The organism is Pseudomonas sp. MEJ108, assembly GCF_030208985.1.
In the GTDB taxonomy this organism is placed as follows: domain Bacteria; phylum Pseudomonadota; class Gammaproteobacteria; order Pseudomonadales; family Pseudomonadaceae; genus Aquipseudomonas; species Aquipseudomonas fragariae.
Genome location: NZ_JARVSW010000004.1, coordinates 170,191 through 191,366, shown reverse-complemented (window position 1 = coordinate 191,366; position 21,176 = coordinate 170,191). Strand labels below are relative to the sequence as shown.

Below are 21,176 nucleotides of genomic sequence, written 5' to 3'. Positions count from 1 at the left end.
AGCTTTGCGACCAAGTGCCGCGACATTCGGCCGCTAATGCGTACAATCACCCGCACAAGATCGGCATGGACGCGCTCATTGGTTTCCAGGTGCGTTTATGTTGATTGGCAGCTACATCCCCTCACTCGTCGTCATCTCGATTCTCGTCGCTATTCTTGCCGCCTATACGGCCCTCGATCTGGTTGGCCGCATCGTTTCGGCCAGGGGCCGTGCCGTTCACCTATGGATCGCGGGAGGCGCTGTCGCGATGGGCGTCGGCACCTGGTCGACGCATTTCATCGGTATGCTGGCGTTCGTATTGCCCATCGACCTGGGCTACGACGTGCCACTGGTGCTGCTTTCGCTGTTGATCGCCATCGGCTTTTCAGGGTTCGCCCTGTGGCTCGCCACTCTGCCGCGATTGCCGGCACTGCAACTGAGCCTGGGGTCGCTGTTACTGGGGCTTGGCATCAGCGCCACGCATTACACCGGCATGGCGGCAATGCGTATGCAGCCGGGCATCCAGTACACGCCGTGGCTGTTCGCGCTTTCGTTGGTCATTGCTGTCGTTGCATCCGCAGCAGCATTGCGCGTGGCCTTCCACCTTCGTCAGCAACGCCCGAGAGTCTACGTGTTGCGCGCCTCGGCGGCGCTGTTGCTGGGGCTGGCTGTCATCGGCATGCATTACACCGGTATGGCCGCCGCGAATTTTGCCGATGGCAGCTTTTGTGGTGCGCTGCCCCAAGGGTTGAGCAGTAACGGGCTGGACAGATTCGTGCTGGTCGCCAGCCTGTCGATTCTGGGGATTGCGCTGTTCAGCTGTATTCTCGATTCGCATCTGGAAACACGTACCGCCGTGCTGGCCGATTCTCTGACGCAAGCCAATCTGGAACTGACCCACCTGGCCCTGCATGACAACCTGACCGGTTTGCCAAACCGGGCGTTGTTGACCGAACGCATCGATCAGGCAATGAAGAGGGCCACCGAGACGGGTGGCTGCTTTGCGCTGATGTTCATGGACCTCGATGGCTTCAAACCGGTCAATGACGCGTTCGGGCACCACACCGGCGACCTGCTGTTGCGGCAGGTCGCCTTGCGTCTTCGCAACAGCCTGCACCGTCGCGACACGCTGGCCAGAGTCGGCGGTGACGAGTTTGTCCTGCTGGTGGAGCTTCAACACCCTGAGGATGCATTGGCCGTTGCCAGACGACAGGTCAACGAAGTCGGCAACCCGTTTATCATTGGCGAACATCAGTTGCAGATTTCCCTCAGCATCGGCATCTGCGTGTATCCGGGCAATGGCAGCACCCAGCATGAGCTTCTGATCAATGCCGACGCCGCCATGTACCACACCAAGGCGGCCGGCAAGAACGGCTACAGCTTTTTCGATGTGTCGATGAACAGTAACGCCCGCAATCAGTTGCAGATGTCGCAGGATTTGCACAAGGCGATCAAGCACCGGCAGTTCTGTATCTATTACCAGCCCAAGTTCGACGCGATGACCGGACTGCCCGTAGGCGCAGAAGCGTTGTTGCGCTGGAATCATCCGGAGCAGGGTGTTCTCGGTCCCGATCTGTTCATTTCCATGGCGGAGAAGACCGGCCTGATCATTCAGATCGGCGAGTGGGTACTGGACGAAGCCTGTCGGCAAATGCGTGAGTGGTACACCCAGGGCTACTCGCACTGGCGCATTGCAGTCAATCTGTCAGCCTTGCAGTTCTGTCATGCCGGGCTGGTTACGGCAGTGGCGGACACACTGGCCCGACATCAGTTGCCGGCCAACTGCCTGACCCTGGAAATCACCGAGACCACGGCCATGCATGATGCGGATGCCAGCCTGGCGGTGTTGCGAAGGCTTTCGGAAATGGGCGTGGACCTGTCGATCGATGATTTTGGCACCGGTTACTCCAGCCTGATGTACCTGAAACGACTGCCCGCCAATGAAATCAAGATTGATCGGGGCTTCGTCCGCGACCTGGAGCATGACACCGACGACGCCGCCATCGTCTCGGCCATCGTCGCGGTAGGGCAGGCGTTGAATCTGCGGATCGTCGCCGAGGGCGTCGAAACCGCTGTTCAGCAGCGCTTCCTGACTCACCTGGGATGTCACTCGCTGCAAGGCTTCCTGCTGGGTTATCCGTTACCGGCCGAGCAGTTTCTCGAAGAAATCCGCGCCGCCGAAGCGAAAGCTGCAGTGGAAGCGTCCGATACCGGGCAAGCGGCTTTCTGACGCGCGCAGATGGCGCTGGACGATAAAGGCTGTCACGATCCGAACCGGCTGGTTAACCTGCGAAGGTTGGCTGGATCCTGATGTAGGCCTTTGAAAAAAACGAGACACTCCATGGAAAAAGTCCTCATTGTCACCGGTGGTTCGCGCGGGATCGGCGCTGCTACAGCGCGTCTGGCCGCCTCACAGGGTTATCGGATCTGCATCAACTACCTGTCGGATCATGCCGCTGCCGAAAAGACCGCAGGCCAGGTGAGGGCAATGGGCGCCAGGGCGATCACCGTGCAGGCCGATGTCAGCAACGAAGACGAGATCATGCGGCTGTTTGCCAGGGTTGACTCCGAACTCGGCCGGGTTACCCATCTGGTCAATAATGCGGGCACCCTGGCGCAGGCTTCCAGAGTCGAGGACATGTCGGAATTTCGCCTGTTGAAGATGATGATGAACAACGTCGTCGGCCCGATGCTGTGCAGCAAACACGCCTTGTTGCGCATGTTGCCGGCACACGGGGGGCAAGGCGGCAGCATCGTCAACGTATCGTCACTCGCGGCACGCCTGGGCTCGGCAGGCGAGTACGTCGACTATGCAGCATCCAAAGGAGCGCTGGACACCTTCACCATCGGGCTCTCCAAAGAGGTCGCGGCGGAAAACGTTCGCGTCAACGCGGTACGTCCGGGGTTCATCTTCACCGACTTTCACGCCCTGAGCGGCGATCCGTTCCGCGTCAGCAAGCTTGAAGGGGCATTGCCCATGGGCCGTGGCGGTACCGCCGAGGAAGTGGCCGAAGCGATTCTCTGGTTGCTGTCGGACAATGCGTCTTATGCCACGGGAACGTTCATCGATGTGGCGGGAGGGCGCTGAAGGCGTCCATACTCGGGCAGACCCCTTCAGACCCTGCTTACTCGTCACACCGTGACGGGCGGCGCATTGGCTGGCGGATCGCCAACTGGCGTTTCATTGGGCGGCGGCGTGGATGGCGGCGGCTCCTGCTCGGGCACTGGCTCGGGCAGGGCGGGGTCATCGATGTTCGGATCGGGTACTTCTACAGGGTTGGGTAAGGTCATGGTTGCAGCCTCCTTGTCGACCCTGTTTACGACTGCCTGGCATGGCCGATGATTCAATTCATTTACTTCCCGCCACAGTCGTCCCGTTGATCCACTCGATGACTGCTTCATCTCTTCGCACGACCACCAAACATCCTCAAAACCTTTGAACTTTACCCTCGTTGACCGCTCGGAACCTAGTCAGCGGAAATAGACGAGTCGCCAGCACAGTGCGATCGTACGCTGCCATACCGTCAATTTTTCCATTGCATGGAATGCACAGGAGCGTCCCTGGGGCGTGAGGAGTGATGCTCGATGAATGAACAGCCATACGGTCCGGATTCCCTGGCCACCGATGTCCCGCAAGCAACCCTTCCGCTGTCACTGACCCAGGCGCTGCAATTACCCCGCATCGTGATTGAAGACACGTTGCCGGTAATCGACGGTGGCCTGTTCGCGGCCAAGGCGATCATCGGGCAACCGGTTACCGTGACTAGCAAGGTCTATGCCGATGGGCACGACAAGATGGCGGTCAATATCCGCTGGCGTGCTGCCGATGAAGAACACTGGCACAGCGCGCCAATGCGCGAGCTGGGCAATGACAGCTGGGTCGGTGAATTCACCCCGACCTCGGTCAGCCGCCATGTGTTTCGCCTCGAAGCCTGGATCGATCAGTTCGGCAGCTATCGTTATGAGCTGGAGAAGAAGTTCGGCGCTGGCGTTCCTGTCGATCTGGAGCTGGAAGAGGGCCGCATTCATCTGGTGCATGCCGCCGAGCGCAGCCAGAACGAGCAGCGCCAGCAAATCGAAGGCCTGCTGGGCCAGCTTGAACAGGGCGATAAAGACGAGAAAGTCGCGCTGTTGTTGCACAGCGAAACCGCCAGCCTGATGAAACTGGCCGACAATCAGGCCTTTCTGAGCCGCAGCGTCGAGTTCCCGTTGGATGTCGAGCGTGAGCTGGCGCAGTTTGCCAGCTGGTATGAGCTGTTTCCCCGTTCGATGACCGACGATCCGGCGCGCCACGGCACGTTCAACGACGTTCATTCGCGTCTGCCGATCATTCGCGACATGGGCTTCGACGTGCTGTATTTCCCGCCGATTCATCCAATCGGCCGTGCCCACCGCAAGGGCCCGAACAATTCCCTGACCGCTGGCCCTGATGATCCGGGCAGCCCGTATGCGATCGGCAGCGAGGATGGCGGTCATGAAGCCATTCACCCGCAGCTGGGCAGTCGTGAAGATTTCCGTCATCTGGTAAAAGCCGCAGCCGAGCATGGCCTGGAAATCGCGCTGGATTTCGCCATCCAGTGTTCCCAGGATCACCCGTGGCTCAAACAGCATCCGGGCTGGTTCTCGTGGCGTCCGGACGGCACGATCCGTTATGCGGAAAACCCGCCGAAGAAGTATCAGGACATCGTCAACGTCGATTTCTACGCACCAGACGCCATCCCCGGCCTGTGGACGGAGTTGCGCGACATCGTTCTGGGCTGGGTCAACGAGGGCGTGAAAATCTTCCGCGTCGACAACCCGCACACCAAACCGCTGCCGTTCTGGCAGTGGATGATCGGCGAAGTGCGCAGTCAGCACCCCGAGGTGATGTTCCTGGCCGAAGCCTTTACCAAGCCGGCAATGATGGCGCGCCTGGGCAAGGTCGGTTACAGCCAGAGTTACACCTATTTCACCTGGCGCAACACCAAGGCGGAGCTGTCCGAGTACTTCACCCAGCTCAACGAAGTGCCTTGGCGCGACTGTTATCGTCCGAATTTCTTCGTCAACACGCCCGACATCAACCCGCGCTTCCTGCATGAGTCCGGTCGCCCCGGGTTTCTGATCCGGGCGGCACTGGCCACCATGGGTTCCGGGCTGTGGGGTATGTATTCGGGGTTCGAGCTGTGCGAAGCGGCCCCTATTCCCGGCAAGGAAGAGTATCTGGACTCGGAGAAGTACCAGATTCGGGTTCGCGATTACGCGGCGCCGGGCAACATCATCGCCGAGATCGCGCAGCTCAACCGCATTCGTCGGCAGAACCCTGCGTTGCAAACCCACTTGGGTCTGAAGCTGTATAACGCGTGGAACGACAACATTCTGTACTTCGGCAAGCGCTCGGCGGACGGCAGCAACTTCATTCTGGTTGCCGTCAACCTCGACCCGTACAACGCACAGGAAGCGGATTTCGAGTTGCCGCTGTGGGAAATGGGCCTGCCGGATGACGCCGCTACGTCGGGTGAAGACCTGATGACCGGGCACCGCTGGACCTGGTACGGCAAGTATCAGCACACGCGTCTCGATCCATCCCAACCGTTTGGAATCTGGCGTATCCAGGCTGCGCAATAACACTCCCGAGGAGTCAATAATGGCCAAAAAGCCCGGTGACGCGACATTTATCAAAGACCCGCTCTGGTACAAGGATGCGGTGATTTATCAGGTTCACGTGAAATCGTTCTTTGATTCCAATAACGACGGAATCGGCGATTTCGCGGGCTTGATCGAAAAGCTCGACTACATTGCCGCGCTGGGCGTCAACACCATCTGGTTGTTGCCGTTTTATCCGTCGCCACGCCGGGACGATGGCTACGACATTTCCGAATACCGGGATGTGCACAGCGACTACGGCACCATGGCCGATGCCAAGCGTTTCATCGCCCAGGCACACAAGCGCGGCCTGCGAGTGATCAGCGAGCTGGTCATCAATCATACTTCCGACCAGCATCCCTGGTTCCAGAAAGCCCGCAATGCCAAGCCCGGTTCCAAGGCGCGGGACTTCTATGTGTGGTCGGACACCGATCAGAAGTACGACGGTACGCGGATCATCTTTCTCGATACCGAGACGTCCAACTGGACTTGGGACCCGGTTGCCGGCCAGTACTTCTGGCACCGTTTCTACTCGCACCAGCCGGATCTGAATTTCGACAATCCGCACGTGCTGGATGCGGTTCTGGAAGTCATGCGCTTCTGGCTGGATCTGGGCATCGACGGTTTGCGTCTGGATGCCATTCCGTATCTCATCGAGCGGGACGGCACCAACAACGAGAACCTGCCGGAAACCCATCAGGTGCTCAAGCGCATCCGTGCCGAGATCGACGCGAACTATCCGGACCGCATGCTGCTGGCCGAGGCCAATCAATGGCCAGAAGACACCCAGCTGTATTTTGGTGACAGCAAAGGCCCGGACGGCGATGAATGCCACATGGCCTTTCACTTTCCGTTGATGCCACGCATGTACATGGCGCTGGCCCAGGAAGATCGTTTTCCGATCACCGATATCTTGCGGCAGACGCCGGAGATCCCGGAAAACTGCCAATGGGCGATTTTCCTGCGCAACCACGATGAACTGACCCTGGAAATGGTCACCGATCGTGAGCGTGATTACCTGTGGAATTACTACGCGGCCGACCGCCGTGCACGGATCAACCTGGGCATCCGTCGGCGCCTTGCGCCTTTGGTGGATCGCGACCGTCGCCGGGTCGAGTTGCTGAACAGCATGCTGTTGTCGATGCCCGGCACACCGACGCTGTATTACGGCGACGAGATCGGCATGGGCGATAACATCTACCTGGGCGACCGGGACGGTGTGCGCACACCGATGCAATGGTCCATCGACCGCAACGGCGGTTTTTCGCGCGCCGACCCGGCCAGCCTGGTGTTACCACCGATCATGGACCCGATGTACGGCTTCCAGTCGGTCAACGTCGAAATCCAGGAGCGTGACCCGCATTCGCTGCTGAACTGGAACCGGCGCATGCTCGCCGTGCGCAAACAGCAGAAGGCATTCGGGCGTGGCACGCTGAAAATGCTCTCGCCGTCGAACCGCCGCATTCTGGCGTATACCCGCGAATACACAGCACCTGACGGACACAGTGAAGTGGTGCTGTGTGTCGCCAACGTTTCCAGCGCCGCTCAGGCTGCAGAGCTTGAGTTGTCTGCCTACGCAGGCACGGTGCCGGTGGAAATGCTCGGCGGCAGCGCATTCCCGCCCATCGGCCAGTTGAGCTACCTGCTGACGCTGCCGCCGTACGGCTTTTACTGGTTTTTACTGGCTTCGGAGAATCAAATGCCCAGTTGGCACGTTGAACCCGCGCAGAGCATGCCGGACTTCCCGACTCTGGTGCTCAAGAAGCGTCTGGAAGAGTTGCTCGAAGAGCCACTGCGCAGCACCATGGAAAACACCTCGCTGACGGTCTACCTGCCCAAACGGCGCTGGTTCGCGGGCAAGGACAAGGCGATCGAGAAGGTCAGCATTGCCTACGCCGTGCGCTTCGGCGAAGAAGCGAATCCGGTGCTGCTCAGCGAAATAGAAGTCACCGCAGGCGGGCAGACCGATCGCTATCAATTGCCGTTCGGCTTGCTGGCCGAAGACGACATCAGCAGTGCACTGCCGCAGCAACTGGCGCTCGCCCGAGTACGTCGCAATCGCGATGTCGGGCTGATCACGGATGCATTTACCCTGGAAACCTTCATCCGCGCAGTGATTCAGGGCATGCAGTCGGATACGGTCATACCCTGTGCCGACGGCGAGTTGCGTTTCGAGCAAAGTTCGCAGCTGGCACCCCTCGGCCTGAACGCCGAGTCGGAAGTGCGCTACCTGTCTGCCGAGCAATCGAACAGTTCGGTGGTGGTCGGCAGCAGCCTGGTGCTCAAGCTGATTCGCAAAGTCAGTGCCGGGACGCACCCAGAGCTGGAAATGGGCGCATTCCTGACCCATGCCGGCTTCAAGAACATTTCGCCGCTGCTGGGCTCTCTGGTACGCGTCGGCAAGGACGGTCAGCCCAACCTGCTGATGATCGCTCAGGGCTATCTGAGCAACCAGGGCGATGCGTGGGAGTGGACCCAGAACAATCTCGAGCGTGCGGTACGTGACGAGCTGGCACATGGTGTTTCCGGTCAGGAACAGCATTACAACGCGCTGCTCGAACTCGCGGACTTCTCGCGCAGTCTTGGCCAGCGTCTGGGTGAGATGCACCAGATTCTCGCGTCGCCCACCGACAATGCGGATTTTGCCGTCGAAGTCACCAGCAGCCAGGACAGCAAGGCGTCCGGGGTCAGCGTCAACGCTCAGCTCGAGCGCGCCTTGCAACTGCTGGAACAGCGCATCGGCGAGCTGGACAAGGACGATCAGCAACTGGTCAACGATCTGCTCGCGCAGCGCAAGCAGATCCGCCAGCGCGTCGAAGGCCTGGCCAAGCGCTCCGCCGGTGGCCTGCGCATTCGTGTGCATGGCGATCTGCATCTGGGGCAAGTACTGGTGGTCAAGGGTGATGCCTACCTGATCGATTTCGAGGGTGAACCGGCCCGCGCACTTGAAGAGCGCCGTGCCAAGCACAGCCCGTTCAAGGATGTCAGCGGTGTCCTGCGGTCCTTTGACTACGCTGCGGCCATGGCTGTACGCAGTGCGCAGAGCGTCGACACGTCTCCCGAGGCAGCCGGCGCGCGCAAACGTGTTGCCGATACCTACCTGGCGCAGGCGCGAGAAACCTTTATCGAGGGTTATCGCTCGGCGACCACCGGCATTGCCCATGCCTGGAAAGATGCAAAAGGGGAGGACGCTGCACTCGAGCTGTTCACCCTTGAAAAAGCTGCTTATGAAGTGATCTACGAAGCCGAGAACCGTCCAGCCTGGCTGGCCGTTCCCTTGCAAGGCTTGCGTGGGTTGCTGCAACCGTCTGATGGAGAGTCAATATGAATGCGCCTGACAAAACCGGCACGCGCCGCCGCGCGATTCCCGCTGCTGTGGACCTCGACGCGCTGATCCGTGCTGAGCACCGTGACCCGTTCTCTATCCTCGGCCCGCATGGCGATGGCGGCAGCGGGCAGTTCGTTCGCGCCTATCTGCCCGCAGCCTTGAGTGTCCGCCTGCTGGCCAGAGATGACGGCCGCGAACTGGGCGAGATGGAAATGAGCGAAGTGCCGGGTTTTTTCGTCGGTCACCTCGAGCACCCGCAGCCTTACCTGCTGAAAATTAATTGGGCTGGCGGTGAACAGATCACCGAAGACCCTTACAGCTTTGGCCCGCTGCTGGGCGAGATGGACCTTTACCTGTTTGCCGAGGGTAATCATCGCGACCTGAGCAGCTGTCTGGGCGCGCAAGTCACCAGCGTCGATGGCGTGGACGGTGTGCGTTTTGCGGTCTGGGCACCCAATGCGCGTCGTGTTTCGGTGGTTGGCAGCTTCAACAGCTGGGATGGACGTCGCCATCCCATGCGCATGCGCCACCCGACCGGCGTATGGGAGATTTTCGTCCCGCGTCTGCAGCCCGGCGAGGTCTATAAGTACGAGATTCTCGGTGCTCACGGGATTCTGCCGTTGAAAAGCGATCCGATGGCCTTGTCCACCACATTGCCGCCCGATACCGCGTCGAAGATCGCTGCGCCATTGCAATTCGAATGGAATGACCAGGAGTGGCTGCAGTCGAGGGCAGGGCGCCACGAAGTCACTGCACCGCTGTCGATCTACGAGTTGCACGCAGGCTCCTGGCAAATGGAGCAGGTCGAAGATAATCAATGGCGGCAGTACAACTGGCGTGAACTGGCTGATCGCCTGATTCCTTACGTCAAGGAACTTGGCTTCACGCACATCGAACTGATGCCGATCATGGAACACCCATTCGGTGGTTCATGGGGCTATCAGTTGCTGGCCCAGTTCGCGCCAACTGCCCGTTACGGTTCGCCGGAAGATTTCGCCTTCTTCGTCGATGCCTGTCACCGGGCTGAAATCGGCGTCATTCTTGACTGGGTTCCAGCGCATTTTCCGACCGATACCCATGGTCTCGCGCAGTTCGACGGTACTTGCCTGTATGAGTACGCGGACCCCAAGGAAGGCTTCCATCAGGACTGGAACACCCTGATCTACAACCTGGGACGCACCGAGGTTCATGGCTTCATGCTGGCCTCGGCACTGCACTGGCTCAAGTATTACCACATCGACGGTCTGCGTGTGGATGCGGTGGCGTCGATGCTGTATCGCGACTATTCGCGTAATGCCGGCGAATGGGTGCCGAATCGCTATGGCGGCCGCGAAAACCTCGAGGCCATCGACTTCCTGCGTCATTTGAACGACGTGGTTGCGCTGGAAGCCCCCGGGACCATGGTGATTGCCGAAGAGTCGACCGCGTGGCCGGGTGTCAGCGAGCCGACCCAGCAGGGCGGGCTTGGCTTCAATTACAAGTGGAACATGGGCTGGATGCATGACTCGCTGCAGTACATGGAAGAGGACCCGATCAACCGCGGGCATCACCATGGCAAGCTGAGCTTCAGCCTGGTGTATGCGTGGTCCGAGCGTTTCGTACTGCCCATTTCCCACGACGAAGTGGTGCACGGCAAACATTCGCTGATCGACAAGATGCCAGGCGATCGCTGGCAGAAATTCGCCAACCTGCGCGCCTATCTGTCCTTCATGTGGACGCATCCCGGCAAGAAGCTGCTGTTCATGGGCTGCGAATTCGGCCAATGGCGCGAGTGGAATCACGACAGGGAACTGGACTGGTACTTGATGCAATACGCCGAGCACGTGGGCGTGAAGAACCTGGTCGGCGACCTGAACCGCCTCTATCGCGAGGAAAAGGCGCTGCACGAGCGCGATGCAGACCCTGCCGGCTTCCAGTGGCTGGTCGGCGATGACAGTGCCAACAGCGTGTTTGCGTACCTGCGCTGGAGCAACGACGGCGAACCGCTGCTGGTGGTCGCCAACATGACCCCGGTGCCGCGCCTGGACTACCGTCTTGGCGCGCCGATGCGAGGTGCCTGGACGGAGCTGCTCAACAGTGACGCGGAAACCTACGCAGGCTCCAACTTTGGCAATGGTGGCGAGGTCATGACTGAAGCCGAGCCGGCGCATGGGATGGAGGATTCGCTGGTGCTGAATCTGCCACCCCTCGCGGTACTGATCCTCAAACCGAAGAAAGACTGATCAAGGCGCGTTCCCGCGCTGACGGTCGCTTTACCACACCAGCCTGAACCCCAGGCTGGTGTTCACTCCCTCCGCTCCATGCTCGTCCAGATCACCCAGGTAATCAGCGCTCCAGTGCAGACTGGCGTTGCTGCTCAATGTCGCTACCATCCCTGCGCCAATACTGCCCGTCGTTGACCGATGCGCGGTTCTTATCTGCTCTGCGTGATCGAAGGTCAGCGTGTCATGGCCGTCTTTGGTGTGCCAGAGGTTGGCGCGCAGATAAGGCGCTATCGGTACGCTGCTCAATTGATAGTGTCCCTTGAAACGCAGGCCGATGCGCCCTGTGGTGTAAGCCTGGCTGTCGAACCTCAGATGGGCAATGCCGTCATGCTGGTCCTGCAGGTCAACGCGTTGGTAGATGATCTGTACCTGAGGCTCTGCGACCCAGCGCTGTGAGAGCGGCAGCGGATAACCTGCCTCGACAGACAGGCTGATGACGCTGCCTTCAGTGTCGACGCCTACGCCTCTGACAGAGCGGCTGCGACCGTCCAGGCGGGTGCCCATCGCCACTGCGTCGACATATCCGCCACTCGGTGTGGTCAGCGTCCAGTAGGCGCCCAGGCTCTCGCCCTGCAGTTTCAGACGCCCTGTTTCGTAGTCGCTGAAACCTTCTGCAAAACCCTTCACTCTGCCGTCCAGACGGTTATGCGCGACGAACAGGCCGACACGCTGAGTCTGCCCACCGTTCTGTTGCCAGGCATACAGGTCATGGCCTATCTGATAACCCTTGAATGAAGCGTCCAGGCCAGGACTCACGTCGCCCGACCAGCGTTGCCTGAAGTCACTGCCGAACACGCGTGCCCAACCTGCCGACGTCGTGCCGTTTTGGGTCAGCAAGGCTTGATCCCCCTGACGCTCATGAAAGGTGCCCAGTGAGCTCAGGGCCAGGACCGCAGCGGTGGGAGCCACCACGGAGTAGTTGGCGACCTCGGGCCGGTACAGCGCGATGGGTGCGGCTCCGCGAACGGGTTCCGGCAGCGGCGGGGTTCCTATCGCCGGGACTGGCAGTGTGGCTGCTGGCGTGACAGGGGGCGGGCTGTTCGGCTCAGGCTCAGGGGTTGGAGGTGGGGCAGGCTCAGGAGCAGGTGCGGGCAGCGGCGTTGGCTGTGCAGGTTCCGGGGCGGGCTCGACAGGGGGCGGCGCTGGCGTTGGCGGGGCAATCACCGCAGAGCGCAGAAACCAGCTGTTCTCAGAGCCGGCAGTAGCGCCGCCCTTGAACAGGTAATACTGATAAGCGCCTGCAGACAGCGGACTTTGCAACGAAAAGGCGCCGCTTTCGCTGGTTGCACCGTTGATGGCTTTTACCACTTCGATGCCATTGCCACGGGTCAGGGCGCCCAGCCCACCCGAGTTGCTGACGAGCATGCGCGTAGACCCACTGATACGCCCTTGTGCTACCACCAGTCGGTCGCTGGCGGATGCATCATCGCCCAGTGTCGAGAGCAACAGCAGTCGTCCGTTCTGGCCGGTGTAATTGCCGGTCACCGTCAATGTGCCAGTGAGCGAGCGGCCTGCATCGCTTAGATCCAGCGTTCCGGCATTCTGCAGTGAGGCGAGGGATCCGGCGCTGAAGGGGACAACACTGCCCGAGGTCGAGATCAGCCTGCTGCTGGAGTCTATGTCCAGAACGCCGGTGTCAGTCAGGCTGTCGCCGAGCACCAGCGTGCCGGCCAGATTCAGCTGCGAGCCATTGCTCACATTGACCGTTTCCCAGTTGGCGTAGCGACCCGGCTGTGATGATACGGTGTCGTCGAAGGTCAACGCGTCGTTGCCAGGGCCGCCGTCGAGCAGCGGGTTGGCGCTCAGGTAGTATTCGCTCAGGTTGTACAGGCGTGCCGTATCGTTGCCGTCGGCCATCAATACGTTGCTGCGTGCGTAACCGCCGTTCAGCCAGTTGAAAGTGTCATTGCCAACGCTGGTGCGAACTTCGCCGCGGATCTCGCCGCCACTGAGGGTGATCTGGTCGTCGCCGCCACTGACGCTGACGTTGCCGCCAACAATGCCACCCGACAAGGTGATGGTGTCCCGGCCAAAGCCGGTGACCAGGTTGTTGATGATAGTGCCACCAGACATTTCGAATACATTGTTGTCCAGCTTCATGTCCACGCGACCGATGCTGCCACCGGTCATCACCGCGACGTCGCCATCCTCGAACGCGCGGGTGATGGTGCCGCCCGTCATGAGAAAGGTATCGCGTCCGTCACCCTGGGCCAGAGAGCCAAGCGTGCCGCCGCCCATGACAAAATCGTCGGGATCATCGCCCTGGTTCAGATCGCCGCTGACCTCGCCCGTGGAGAGCGTGAAGCGGTCGATACCGGCCCCTTGAGTAACGTTGCCCAGAATGCGCCCCGACTGCATGTCCACGCTGTCCATTCCCGGACCGAACAGGATATTGCCGGACACGGTGCCCGTTCCGCCGACCGGAAAGATCAGCACGTGGTCACCGCTCGGCGCGCTAAACGGCCCGCTGCTGCCGCTGTTGCAGACCTGAACGCCTGCCGATGCCAGGGAGGAAAGGCTGCAGGCGCCCTCGGCCCAGGACGGGATGATTGCCAGTATTACCACGGGCAGCACATTGCAGGTCTGGTACAGATGAACGCAACGGATTTTCATGACAGCACTCCCGTCCAGGCAGGCAGCAGGGAGGCAATCGAGAGGGATCGAAGCGCCAGACTGCTACGCAAAGCGGCGTCACACCAAGGCGGGTGAAGATCGCTTTGCAAGCCTGTTTCGAGGCTCGCAGTATCAAGTCAAGAAGTCGTTGCCGGATGCGTCAAGAAGTTGACCGACCGATGGCAGGATTTAAGCGTTATCTGCTAACTATTGGAACTACAGGAGAAAAGCTTATGCAGCAAAGCCACTGTTGAGGACCCTTCACCCGAGTTGAGTGGCGCGCCGCGACAACCAGATTGTCAGGGCCAGCGCGCAAACCGATAGCAGGGCGGCGTAGAAAAATATCCAGTCATAGCCCTGGCCCAAGGCAATTGCGCCCATCACCGGACCCGCGATTGCCAGTGCCAGATCGAAGAACACCGCATAGGCGCTCAGGCCTGCGCCGCGGCTAGGGGTGGGCACGCACTTGATAGCCTCTACGCCGAGCGCCGGGTAGACCAGCGACAGCCCCACGCCGGTCAGTCCGGCGCCTGCGAGGGCAACGCTGCTGCTTGGGGAAAGCCAGAGCATCAACAGCCCGCAGATTTCTACCGCCATGCACACAATGGCCGCGTTGTAGCCGCCCAGTCGATTGATGGCGCCGATGAACAGCAGGCGGGCGAGGATAAAGCACACACCAAACATGCTCAGGCAATAGGCCGCACCTTCCCAGCCCCGATTCAGATAGAACAGGGTGATGAAGGTGGTCAGTGTGCCGTAGCCGATCGACGAGAGCGTCAGGCCCAGACCGTAGGGTGCGATGCGGCCGAACACCGACCAGTAGGGCAGGCGCTCACCGACAATGATGGGTACGGATGGTTTGTCGCGAATCAGCCTCAGTGCCAGCCCCGCCATCACCATCAGGGCAATACCCAGGCTGTTGAAGCCAATGCTATCGATGACCACGACGCCCAGCGGCGCACCGATGGCAATCGCACCATAGGACGCAATGCCGTTCCACGAGATTGAACGGGCGGTATGCTCCGTGCCGACCTTGCCGATGCACCAATTAATGGTGCCTACCCCGATAAGCCCCTGAGAGACGCCAAGGAACAGCCGGGCAACGATGAGAATCGACAGGCTCAGCGTGGCAAATTCGTGCAGCAGTGTGGCCAGCAAGGTCATGCTGCCGCTGATGACGATGCCCCAGAGCCCGAACACGATGGAACGCTTGCTGCCCAGCGTGTCTGTCGCGCGGCCGGCGAAGGGCCGGCTGAGCAGGGTGGCGAGGTATTGCGAGGCGATGGTCAGGCCGGCAATCAGCGGGCTGAAACCCAACTGGTCATGAACGTAGCCGGGCAATACCGCAATAGGCAGTCCGATACACAGGAAGGCGATGAACGTGTAGAAGACGATGGAGACGATCTGCAGGGTAATCGTCATGGAACCGGGGTGTGCGGCAGGCATTGGGCTCTTCGCTGGCGGGCGGTGGGAGTGCCTCATCATGGCCTGCGTCGTGGATAAATGAAAGCAGGCTAACGGTATTATGCGGGTTGGTTATCAGGCAGTTGCCGTTGTGAAGATATGCTCATAGGATGACTGATCACATCACAATAATAAAAAGGTTGTTCATGAAAAATATTCTGTTGCTGGCCGCTGCAGTCGGTTGTTCATTCGGCCTGAGCGCCCAGGCAGCCACCTTCGCCTATATCTCCAGCCCTACCGATGGGCTCATCTCTCAATACCGTCTCGATGAGCAGAGCGGGGCGCTCAGCCTGGTCGAGCAAACCAGGGCGGGTGATCAGGTCAATCCGATGGCCATCACGCCGGATGGCAAAGCGTTATTCGCGGCGTTGCGCGCCAAACCGTATCAAGTGCTGAGTTTCAGCATCGAACCTGGAACGGGGCACCTCAAGCCGCTGAGTCAGGCACCGCTGGCCGAGAGTCTGGCCTACCTGTCTACCGATCGCAGCGGACGCTTCCTGTTCGGCGCGTCCTATGGTGCCGACTTGCTCAGCGTCCAGCCCATCGACACGCAGCACCGCCCGAGCGACAGCATTCAGACTTACAAGACCGGCATGCACGCGCATTCGGTGCGCACCGATCCGAGCAACCGGTTTGTGTACGCTGGCAACCTGGGCGTCGATCGTGTGCTGCAATACCGACTGGAGCCCAAGGACGGAAAGCTCGTCCCCATCGGCGAGGGCTATGTCGCCGTTCCCGACAATACCGGCCCGCGCCACCTGGCCTTTTCGTCCGACGGCAAGTTTCTGTATGTCGTCGGTGAAATGAGTGGCACCGTCACTGCCTTCGCGATCAATCAGAAAACCGGTGCGTTGAAGCAGACCAGTCAGGCAGACGGCATTCCCAAGCGCTTGAACCTGGCGCCGGGACAAGCCCGTGATGCGCGCAACAATGATCTGAAGGATGATCCGACGCCGCGTATCTGGGCTGCGGACATTCGTATCGCGCCGAACGGCAAATGGCTGTTCATCAGTGAACGCACCACCAGCAGCGTGTCGGTGTTCAAGGTTGAGCCCGCCAATGGCAACGTGACGTTCGTTGAAAATTACCCCGTTCAGGAAAAGCAGCCCCGCAACATCGCGGTGTCACCCAATGGGCGCTGGTTGTTGGTCTGTGGCGAGAAAAGCGACAAGGTGGGCAGTTACGCCATAGGCGAGAAGGGCGACTTGCAACGGGTCAGTGAAGCGCCCTCGGGCAAGGGTGCGCTGTGGATTGAAATGCTCAGCCAGTCGAGCGAATAAGCGCGCTGAAACTAAAAAGCCCTGTCATATGACAGGGCTTTTTGCTGTTGCGGGCTGGCAGGCTTAGAACGTAACGCCCTGGCTGCGCAGGTAGTCGTCATAGGTGCCGCTGAAATCGACCACGCCACTTGGGCTGAGTTCGATGATGCGGGTTGCCAGCGAGGACACGAACTCGCGGTCGTGACTGACGAAAATCAGTGTGCCTGGATAGTTTTCCAGCGCCAGGTTCAACGACTCGATGGATTCCATGTCGAGGTGGTTGGTCGGTTCGTCCATCACCAGCACGTTGGGCTTTTGCAGGATCAGCTTGCCGAACAGCATGCGGCCCTGTTCACCACCGGAAATCACCTTCACCGACTTGAGGATCTCGTCGTTGGAGAACAGCATGCGGCCCAGGGTGCCACGCACCATTTGCTCGCCGCCCTGGGTCCATTGACCCATCCAGTCGAACAGGGTGGAGTCATCCTCGAAATCGTGAGCATGATCCTGAGCGTAGTAGCCGATTTCCGCCGCATCGGTCCACTTGACCGTGCCCGCATCCGGTTGCAACTCGTCGACCAGGGTGCGCAACAGGGTGGTCTTGCCGATGCCGTTCGGGCCGATGATAGCCACACGTTCGCCGGCTTCGACCTGGAAGCTGAAGTCCTTGAACAGAGTCTTGCCGTCGAAGCCTTTGGCCATGCGATCGACGATGACTGCCTGGCGGTGCAGTTTCTTGGTCTGCTCGAAACGAATGAACGGGCTGACACGGCTGGATGGCTTGACCTCGGCCAGCTGGATCTTGTCGATTGCCTTGGCTCGGGACGTGGCCTGCTTGGCTTTCGAGGCGTTGGCCGAGAAGCGGCTGACGAACGATTGCAGTTCGGAAATCTGTGCTTTCTTCTTGGCGTTGTCGGACAGCAGCTGCTCGCGGGACTGGGTCGCCACGGTCATGTACTCGTCATAGTTGCCCGGGAACAGGCGCAACTCGCCGTAATCCAGGTCAGCCATGTGCGTGCACACGCTGTTCAGGAAGTGACGGTCGTGGGAGATGATGATCATCAGGCTGTTACGCTGGGTCAGGATGTTTTCCAGCCAGCGAATGGTGTTGATGTCCAGGTGGTTGGTCGGTTCGTCGAGCAGCAGCACTTCCGGATCGGAGAACAGTGCCTGCGCCAGCAGAACGCGCAGCTTCCAGCCCGGCGAGACTTCGCTCATCGGACCGTTGTGCTGTTCGATGCCGATACCCAGGCCCAGCAGCAGTTCACCGGCGCGGGATTCGGCGGTATAACCGTCCATTTCCGCAAACTCGGTTTCCAGCTCGGCAACGGCCATGCCGTCGTCTTCACTCATTTCCGGCAGCGAATAGATGCGGTCGCGCTCGGCCTTGACCTTCCACAGCTCTTCGTGACCCATGATCACGGTGTCGAGCACGGTGAACTCTTCATAGGCGAACTGATCCTGGCGCAGCTTACCCAGACGCACGTTCGGCTCCAGCATCACCTGCCCACCCGAAGGCTCGAGGTCGCCACCGAGGATTTTCATGAACGTGGACTTGCCGCAGCCGTTCGCGCCAATCAGGCCGTAACGGTTACCGGCGCCAAACTTGACCGAGACATTCTCGAACAAGGGTTTGGGGCCGAACTGCATCGTGATGTTAGCTGTGGAGATCAATTACTTTACCTATCAATAACGTGGGCAATAACCGGGGGAGCGCTGGCGTCAGCAGGTGTGGTGTTCAGGACCCCACCGAGGCTGTTCAGTCCGCTCCGTCCGAGCATGAGCTGACCCAACGGGCATACGTCTACAGCAACGGCAGCCTGCCATGACTGCGTTGCCGGGATATGAATGTGGGGGTTCACGCCAGACATTGGCGCGCATTGTCGCATAGGTCGGGCGGCAGTGACATGGTGGTCGGCAGAGGATTACCGAGTTTAACGGGGCGGGGCAGGGCTGGCGCCTGTTTCAGCACCCTTCGCCGAGGGCAAGTGCGTATGCCTGAGACAAGCAGGCTGCGTTGCTGGCAGTACTCTTTGATGGCGAAATACTATTATTGAAGTGCGCAACTGACTTTGTGGCGAACTTCATCAAGGCTCAACTTGGGAATGACCTCATGCGGTACTCGCGAGCTGTCCGAGACATTGAATACCTGGAAGTCGCTCCCGACGACCTGTTTCGACATCAGCTCCAGTGAAGGAAGAATTCTGGATTCGTAATGCTGGTCCAGACCGCAGGGTGAGCAATTGTCGCTGGAGGACTCATAGAATCGGCCCACGGACTGATTCATATCGAAACCGACCAGAAAGACGTTATCGAAACCAAGGTGATAAGACAGTTGCAGCGCCAGATACATGACAGTACGTGCGTCGAAAAAACCAAGTTCCAGATTCTTGCTGAAACCGATATCCCGGCTTCTGCTACTCCATAACGAGCGCTTTCTGACCAGTGCATCTTCTCGCGAGCATAGCGCCGCCATCGTCGATAATCTCGGCGATTTCTTCAGTGCATAAGCGCGTCCGGAAGGTCTGGGGATGTCGCCGCGAAACTGATCTTCCCAGAGGCCTACGTTCTCGCTGGAGCGCATGGCAGCGGCGAACAGCTCAGGTTGCTGGTTGGGGAAATCCCTGTCGGAGCACACGTAGAACAACGGCTTTATGTTCGTGCCTGCGAACATCGAGAACGCGCCGTTCATGGTAATCATGGGGATGCGCGAGAACTCTTCGATCGGGAAATCCTTTGCTGATTTCCCGGAGCCAATCAGGAAGACCGGCCCTTTTTTAGTGCCCTTGCATTGGCTGAAATCAAGCACGCGCGTCGGTTCAGGCATGTGCTTGTCAACAGCATTGCGTACGTAGCGCGTCGAATGAATTGATTGACTAGTCATGACAACCTTGTAAGCACTCGTGGCAAATTAGTTAGGGCATTTCACGGGCAACATTATCGGCTGGTGGCTATTAATTCAATATTTATGAATCTCAAAAGAGTATCACACTGGAAACAACAGGCTACATAGCGCGGGCGCTGATTCAGGAAATGCGCTATTCACTAGATGGTTTTCGCATGCAAGGTCAGATAGGTGATATTGATTTAATATTGATTGGCCACTACTTGATGGCAGCTGGACAGGTTGCTGTTCACAGTCAAAGCTTGGCTAATTGGATGCATGACGATCAGCCATAAACAGGTATCAAGGGCGATACATGTGCGCGGGTCAAGTTGGACGAATTCATTCACAGGAGGGTTTTTCTGCAAGGCCCGGTGATCACCGGGCCTGCCATTTCTGGTGCGTGTTGACGGTTAGTCGGATTTCCTTTCCTGCTTCTTCCTCCTGAACCAGCTTCCCAGCGCGTGGAAAGGGTGAATGAACATCGCAATCGCTCCAAGCAGAAAGACGATGGAGACAAGGATCAGACCCAGGCCCTCGTGTGCAAACATAGTGATTGACTCCTGTTGTCACTTTGTCGGTCCGTTGAAGACTAGCCGCTGAAACGTTTCACCTCATGAAGAAATGTTAAGGAACTTTCCTGGAAAGGCTTCAAGAGGCAACTCTGCGCCGGGCAGACCCTCGCGCGGTTTAGCGCAGACGCCCGGTTTTGCTCCGCCAAACCAGTCGGTATGAGCGTTGGCCCTGCCGGATGAGGTTTTGATGCTGCGTGCAATATTTATCTGCAACCGGGTTCGGCAGGCCTCTTTCTGCTCGTCGAAGGCCTCGCGCTGCGTAACGTTTGCACCGCCCATCACCCAAAACCCTCAAGCGCCAGGTGGCATTCCTACAAGTATCTTCAGTGCTGTCGCGGAACTAGATGAGGCGACGACGAGACTATAAGCACGCTCGCGTTCAGCAGGCGTGGCCTGTGAGCGTGCATTCTTATGATCCCGGAGGTTACTGACATGAAGTCCCTTTTCCGCCCAGCTTTGCTGCTGGCTGTCGCTTTACCCCTGTTCCTGGCTGGCTGCGGCGACAAGGAGCCCGAGCAGCGCACTGCGTTCACCCAGTTCCTGCAAACCCGAATTGTCGACAAGCCGGGCGTACATGTTCCCAAGCTGACGGATGAGGAGAAGAAGACCTTTGGTGACTACACCTCGCACTACGCGGTCATCTCCGACTTTGGTGCAGGCATGGACACAGCGGTGCAGCCGCTCGCCGGTTTGATGCAGAAAGGCTCTTTTCATTCGGTCAGCGATGTCATTCAACGCCGCGCTGACCTGGCCGCCGTGCAGACCGGCCTTGACGAAGTGGGCGAAAAGCTGACCATCGAGCAGGGCAAGGCAGACGCTGCACGCGCGAAACTCAAGCAGCCGGAAGACCTCAAGGTGGTTTATGACAAGGCCTACGACCGAACTGTCAGCGTACCCGCCAACACCTTCCGTGAAGTGCTGCCGCAGATAAAGGGCACCTTTTCCAGTGGTCTGAAGGTTGCCGATTATGTGGACGCGCACAAATCGCAGATCGATATCTCGGGTTCGACGATCACCGTCAAGGATCCTGTGGTCCAGACCGAGCTCAACAAACTGCTGCAAGAGCTGAACGAGCAGGGCAAGAACGCTCAACAAGCCCAGTCCAAGCTGCAATCGCTGATGACCGGCCGCTGATATCGAGCTGCTGCGCCTGAAGTAACGGCCCGGCCCTGATGCCGGGCCGGTCCT

Annotated in this window: 13 protein-coding genes; 7 read left to right on the top strand and 6 right to left on the bottom strand. The window is 59.3% G+C overall.

Going from position 1 to position 21,176, the window contains the following annotated elements:
• Window positions 1-97 precede the first annotated feature (97 nt).
• Window positions 98-2,209, top strand: a complete 2,112-nt coding sequence (locus tag QRN50_RS01940) for a putative bifunctional diguanylate cyclase/phosphodiesterase (RefSeq protein WP_003402758.1) — start codon at window positions 98-100, stop codon at window positions 2,207-2,209.
• A 111-nt stretch (window positions 2,210-2,320) separates the two neighbouring features.
• Window positions 2,321-3,067 (top strand): SDR family oxidoreductase, encoded by a 747-nt coding sequence (locus QRN50_RS01935; RefSeq protein WP_024641297.1) that lies wholly within the window; start codon window positions 2,321-2,323, stop codon window positions 3,065-3,067.
• Between the two features lie 44 nt (window positions 3,068-3,111).
• Here the strand turns inward: QRN50_RS01935 and QRN50_RS01930 are convergent, their stop codons facing one another.
• Entirely contained in the window at window positions 3,112-3,270 is a 159-nt protein-coding gene (locus tag QRN50_RS01930; RefSeq protein ID WP_003402756.1) for a hypothetical protein, read from the bottom strand.
• A 294-nt stretch (window positions 3,271-3,564) separates the two neighbouring features.
• Between QRN50_RS01930 and QRN50_RS01925 the strand changes: the two genes are divergently transcribed.
• Genes QRN50_RS01925 through glgB form a run of 3 tightly spaced genes read left to right on the top strand, consistent with a single transcriptional unit; the run spans window position 3,565 to window position 11,151 of the window.
• Window positions 3,565-5,583: an alpha-1,4-glucan--maltose-1-phosphate maltosyltransferase gene (locus tag QRN50_RS01925; RefSeq protein WP_011267719.1), complete on the top strand. Its 2,019-nt coding sequence runs from the start codon at window positions 3,565-3,567 to the stop codon at window positions 5,581-5,583.
• A 19-nt stretch (window positions 5,584-5,602) separates the two neighbouring features.
• Entirely contained in the window at window positions 5,603-8,929 is a 3,327-nt protein-coding gene (treS, locus tag QRN50_RS01920) for a maltose alpha-D-glucosyltransferase (protein ID WP_024638780.1), read from the top strand.
• Complete coding sequence (gene glgB / locus QRN50_RS01915; protein ID WP_024641298.1) at window positions 8,926-11,151, top strand: 1,4-alpha-glucan branching protein GlgB; 2,226 nt, start codon at window positions 8,926-8,928, stop codon at window positions 11,149-11,151. The genes treS and glgB overlap by 4 nt, the downstream gene beginning before the upstream one ends.
• 30 nt (window positions 11,152-11,181) lie before the next feature.
• Here glgB and QRN50_RS01910 read toward each other — a convergent pair whose 3' ends face one another.
• Window positions 11,182-13,806 carry an autotransporter family protein gene (locus QRN50_RS01910; RefSeq protein WP_096127268.1) on the bottom strand — a complete coding sequence of 875 codons (2,625 nt, stop codon included), beginning with the start codon at window positions 13,804-13,806 and terminating at the stop codon, window positions 11,182-11,184.
• Window positions 13,807-14,067: 261 nt separating this feature from the next.
• Window positions 14,068-15,252 carry an MFS transporter gene (locus tag QRN50_RS01905; protein WP_024638778.1) on the bottom strand — a complete coding sequence of 395 codons (1,185 nt, stop codon included), beginning with the start codon at window positions 15,250-15,252 and terminating at the stop codon, window positions 14,068-14,070.
• Between the two features lie 164 nt (window positions 15,253-15,416).
• Here QRN50_RS01905 and QRN50_RS01900 point away from each other — a divergent pair, with 164 nt between their 5' ends.
• Window positions 15,417-16,550, top strand: coding sequence for a lactonase family protein (locus tag QRN50_RS01900; protein ID WP_024640959.1), 1,134 nt, complete (start codon window positions 15,417-15,419; stop codon window positions 16,548-16,550).
• Window positions 16,551-16,613: 63 nt separating this feature from the next.
• On the opposite strand, the gene QRN50_RS01895 is transcribed toward QRN50_RS01900, so the two are convergent.
• From QRN50_RS01895 to QRN50_RS01885, 3 genes are all read right to left on the bottom strand, one after another.
• Entirely contained in the window at window positions 16,614-18,203 is a 1,590-nt protein-coding gene (locus QRN50_RS01895) for an ABC-F family ATPase (RefSeq protein WP_024638776.1), read from the bottom strand.
• Window positions 18,204-18,579: 376 nt separating this feature from the next.
• Complete coding sequence (locus QRN50_RS01890; RefSeq protein ID WP_024638775.1) at window positions 18,580-19,413, bottom strand: WaaZ-like lipopolysaccharide core biosynthesis protein; 834 nt, start codon at window positions 19,411-19,413, stop codon at window positions 18,580-18,582.
• Between the two features lie 614 nt (window positions 19,414-20,027).
• Entirely contained in the window at window positions 20,028-20,267 is a 240-nt protein-coding gene (locus QRN50_RS01885) for a hypothetical protein (protein WP_024638774.1), read from the bottom strand.
• Between the two features lie 153 nt (window positions 20,268-20,420).
• On the opposite strand from QRN50_RS01885, the gene QRN50_RS01880 reads away from it, so the two are divergent.
• Window positions 20,421-21,122, top strand: a complete 702-nt coding sequence (locus QRN50_RS01880; protein WP_003402740.1) for a DUF3053 domain-containing protein — start codon at window positions 20,421-20,423, stop codon at window positions 21,120-21,122.
• Window positions 21,123-21,176: the final 54 nt, after the last annotated feature.

Coding starts and splice junctions, on each gene's coding strand:
- QRN50_RS01940 (WP_003402758.1), top strand. CDS start 98: ATGTTGATTGGCAGCTACATCCCCTCACTCGTCGTCATCTCGATTCTC.
- QRN50_RS01935 (WP_024641297.1), top strand. CDS start 2,321: ATGGAAAAAGTCCTCATTGTCACCGGTGGTTCGCGCGGGATCGGCGCT.
- QRN50_RS01930 (WP_003402756.1), bottom strand. CDS start 3,270: ATGACCTTACCCAACCCTGTAGAAGTACCCGATCCGAACATCGATGAC.
- QRN50_RS01925 (WP_011267719.1), top strand. CDS start 3,565: ATGAATGAACAGCCATACGGTCCGGATTCCCTGGCCACCGATGTCCCG.
- treS (WP_024638780.1), top strand. CDS start 5,603: ATGGCCAAAAAGCCCGGTGACGCGACATTTATCAAAGACCCGCTCTGG.
- glgB (WP_024641298.1), top strand. CDS start 8,926: ATGAATGCGCCTGACAAAACCGGCACGCGCCGCCGCGCGATTCCCGCT.
- QRN50_RS01910 (WP_096127268.1), bottom strand. CDS start 13,806: ATGAAAATCCGTTGCGTTCATCTGTACCAGACCTGCAATGTGCTGCCC.
- QRN50_RS01905 (WP_024638778.1), bottom strand. CDS start 15,252: ATGCCTGCCGCACACCCCGGTTCCATGACGATTACCCTGCAGATCGTC.
- QRN50_RS01900 (WP_024640959.1), top strand. CDS start 15,417: ATGAAAAATATTCTGTTGCTGGCCGCTGCAGTCGGTTGTTCATTCGGC.
- QRN50_RS01890 (WP_024638775.1), bottom strand. CDS start 19,413: ATGACTAGTCAATCAATTCATTCGACGCGCTACGTACGCAATGCTGTT.
- QRN50_RS01885 (WP_024638774.1), bottom strand. CDS start 20,267: ATGGGCGGTGCAAACGTTACGCAGCGCGAGGCCTTCGACGAGCAGAAA.
- QRN50_RS01880 (WP_003402740.1), top strand. CDS start 20,421: ATGAAGTCCCTTTTCCGCCCAGCTTTGCTGCTGGCTGTCGCTTTACCC.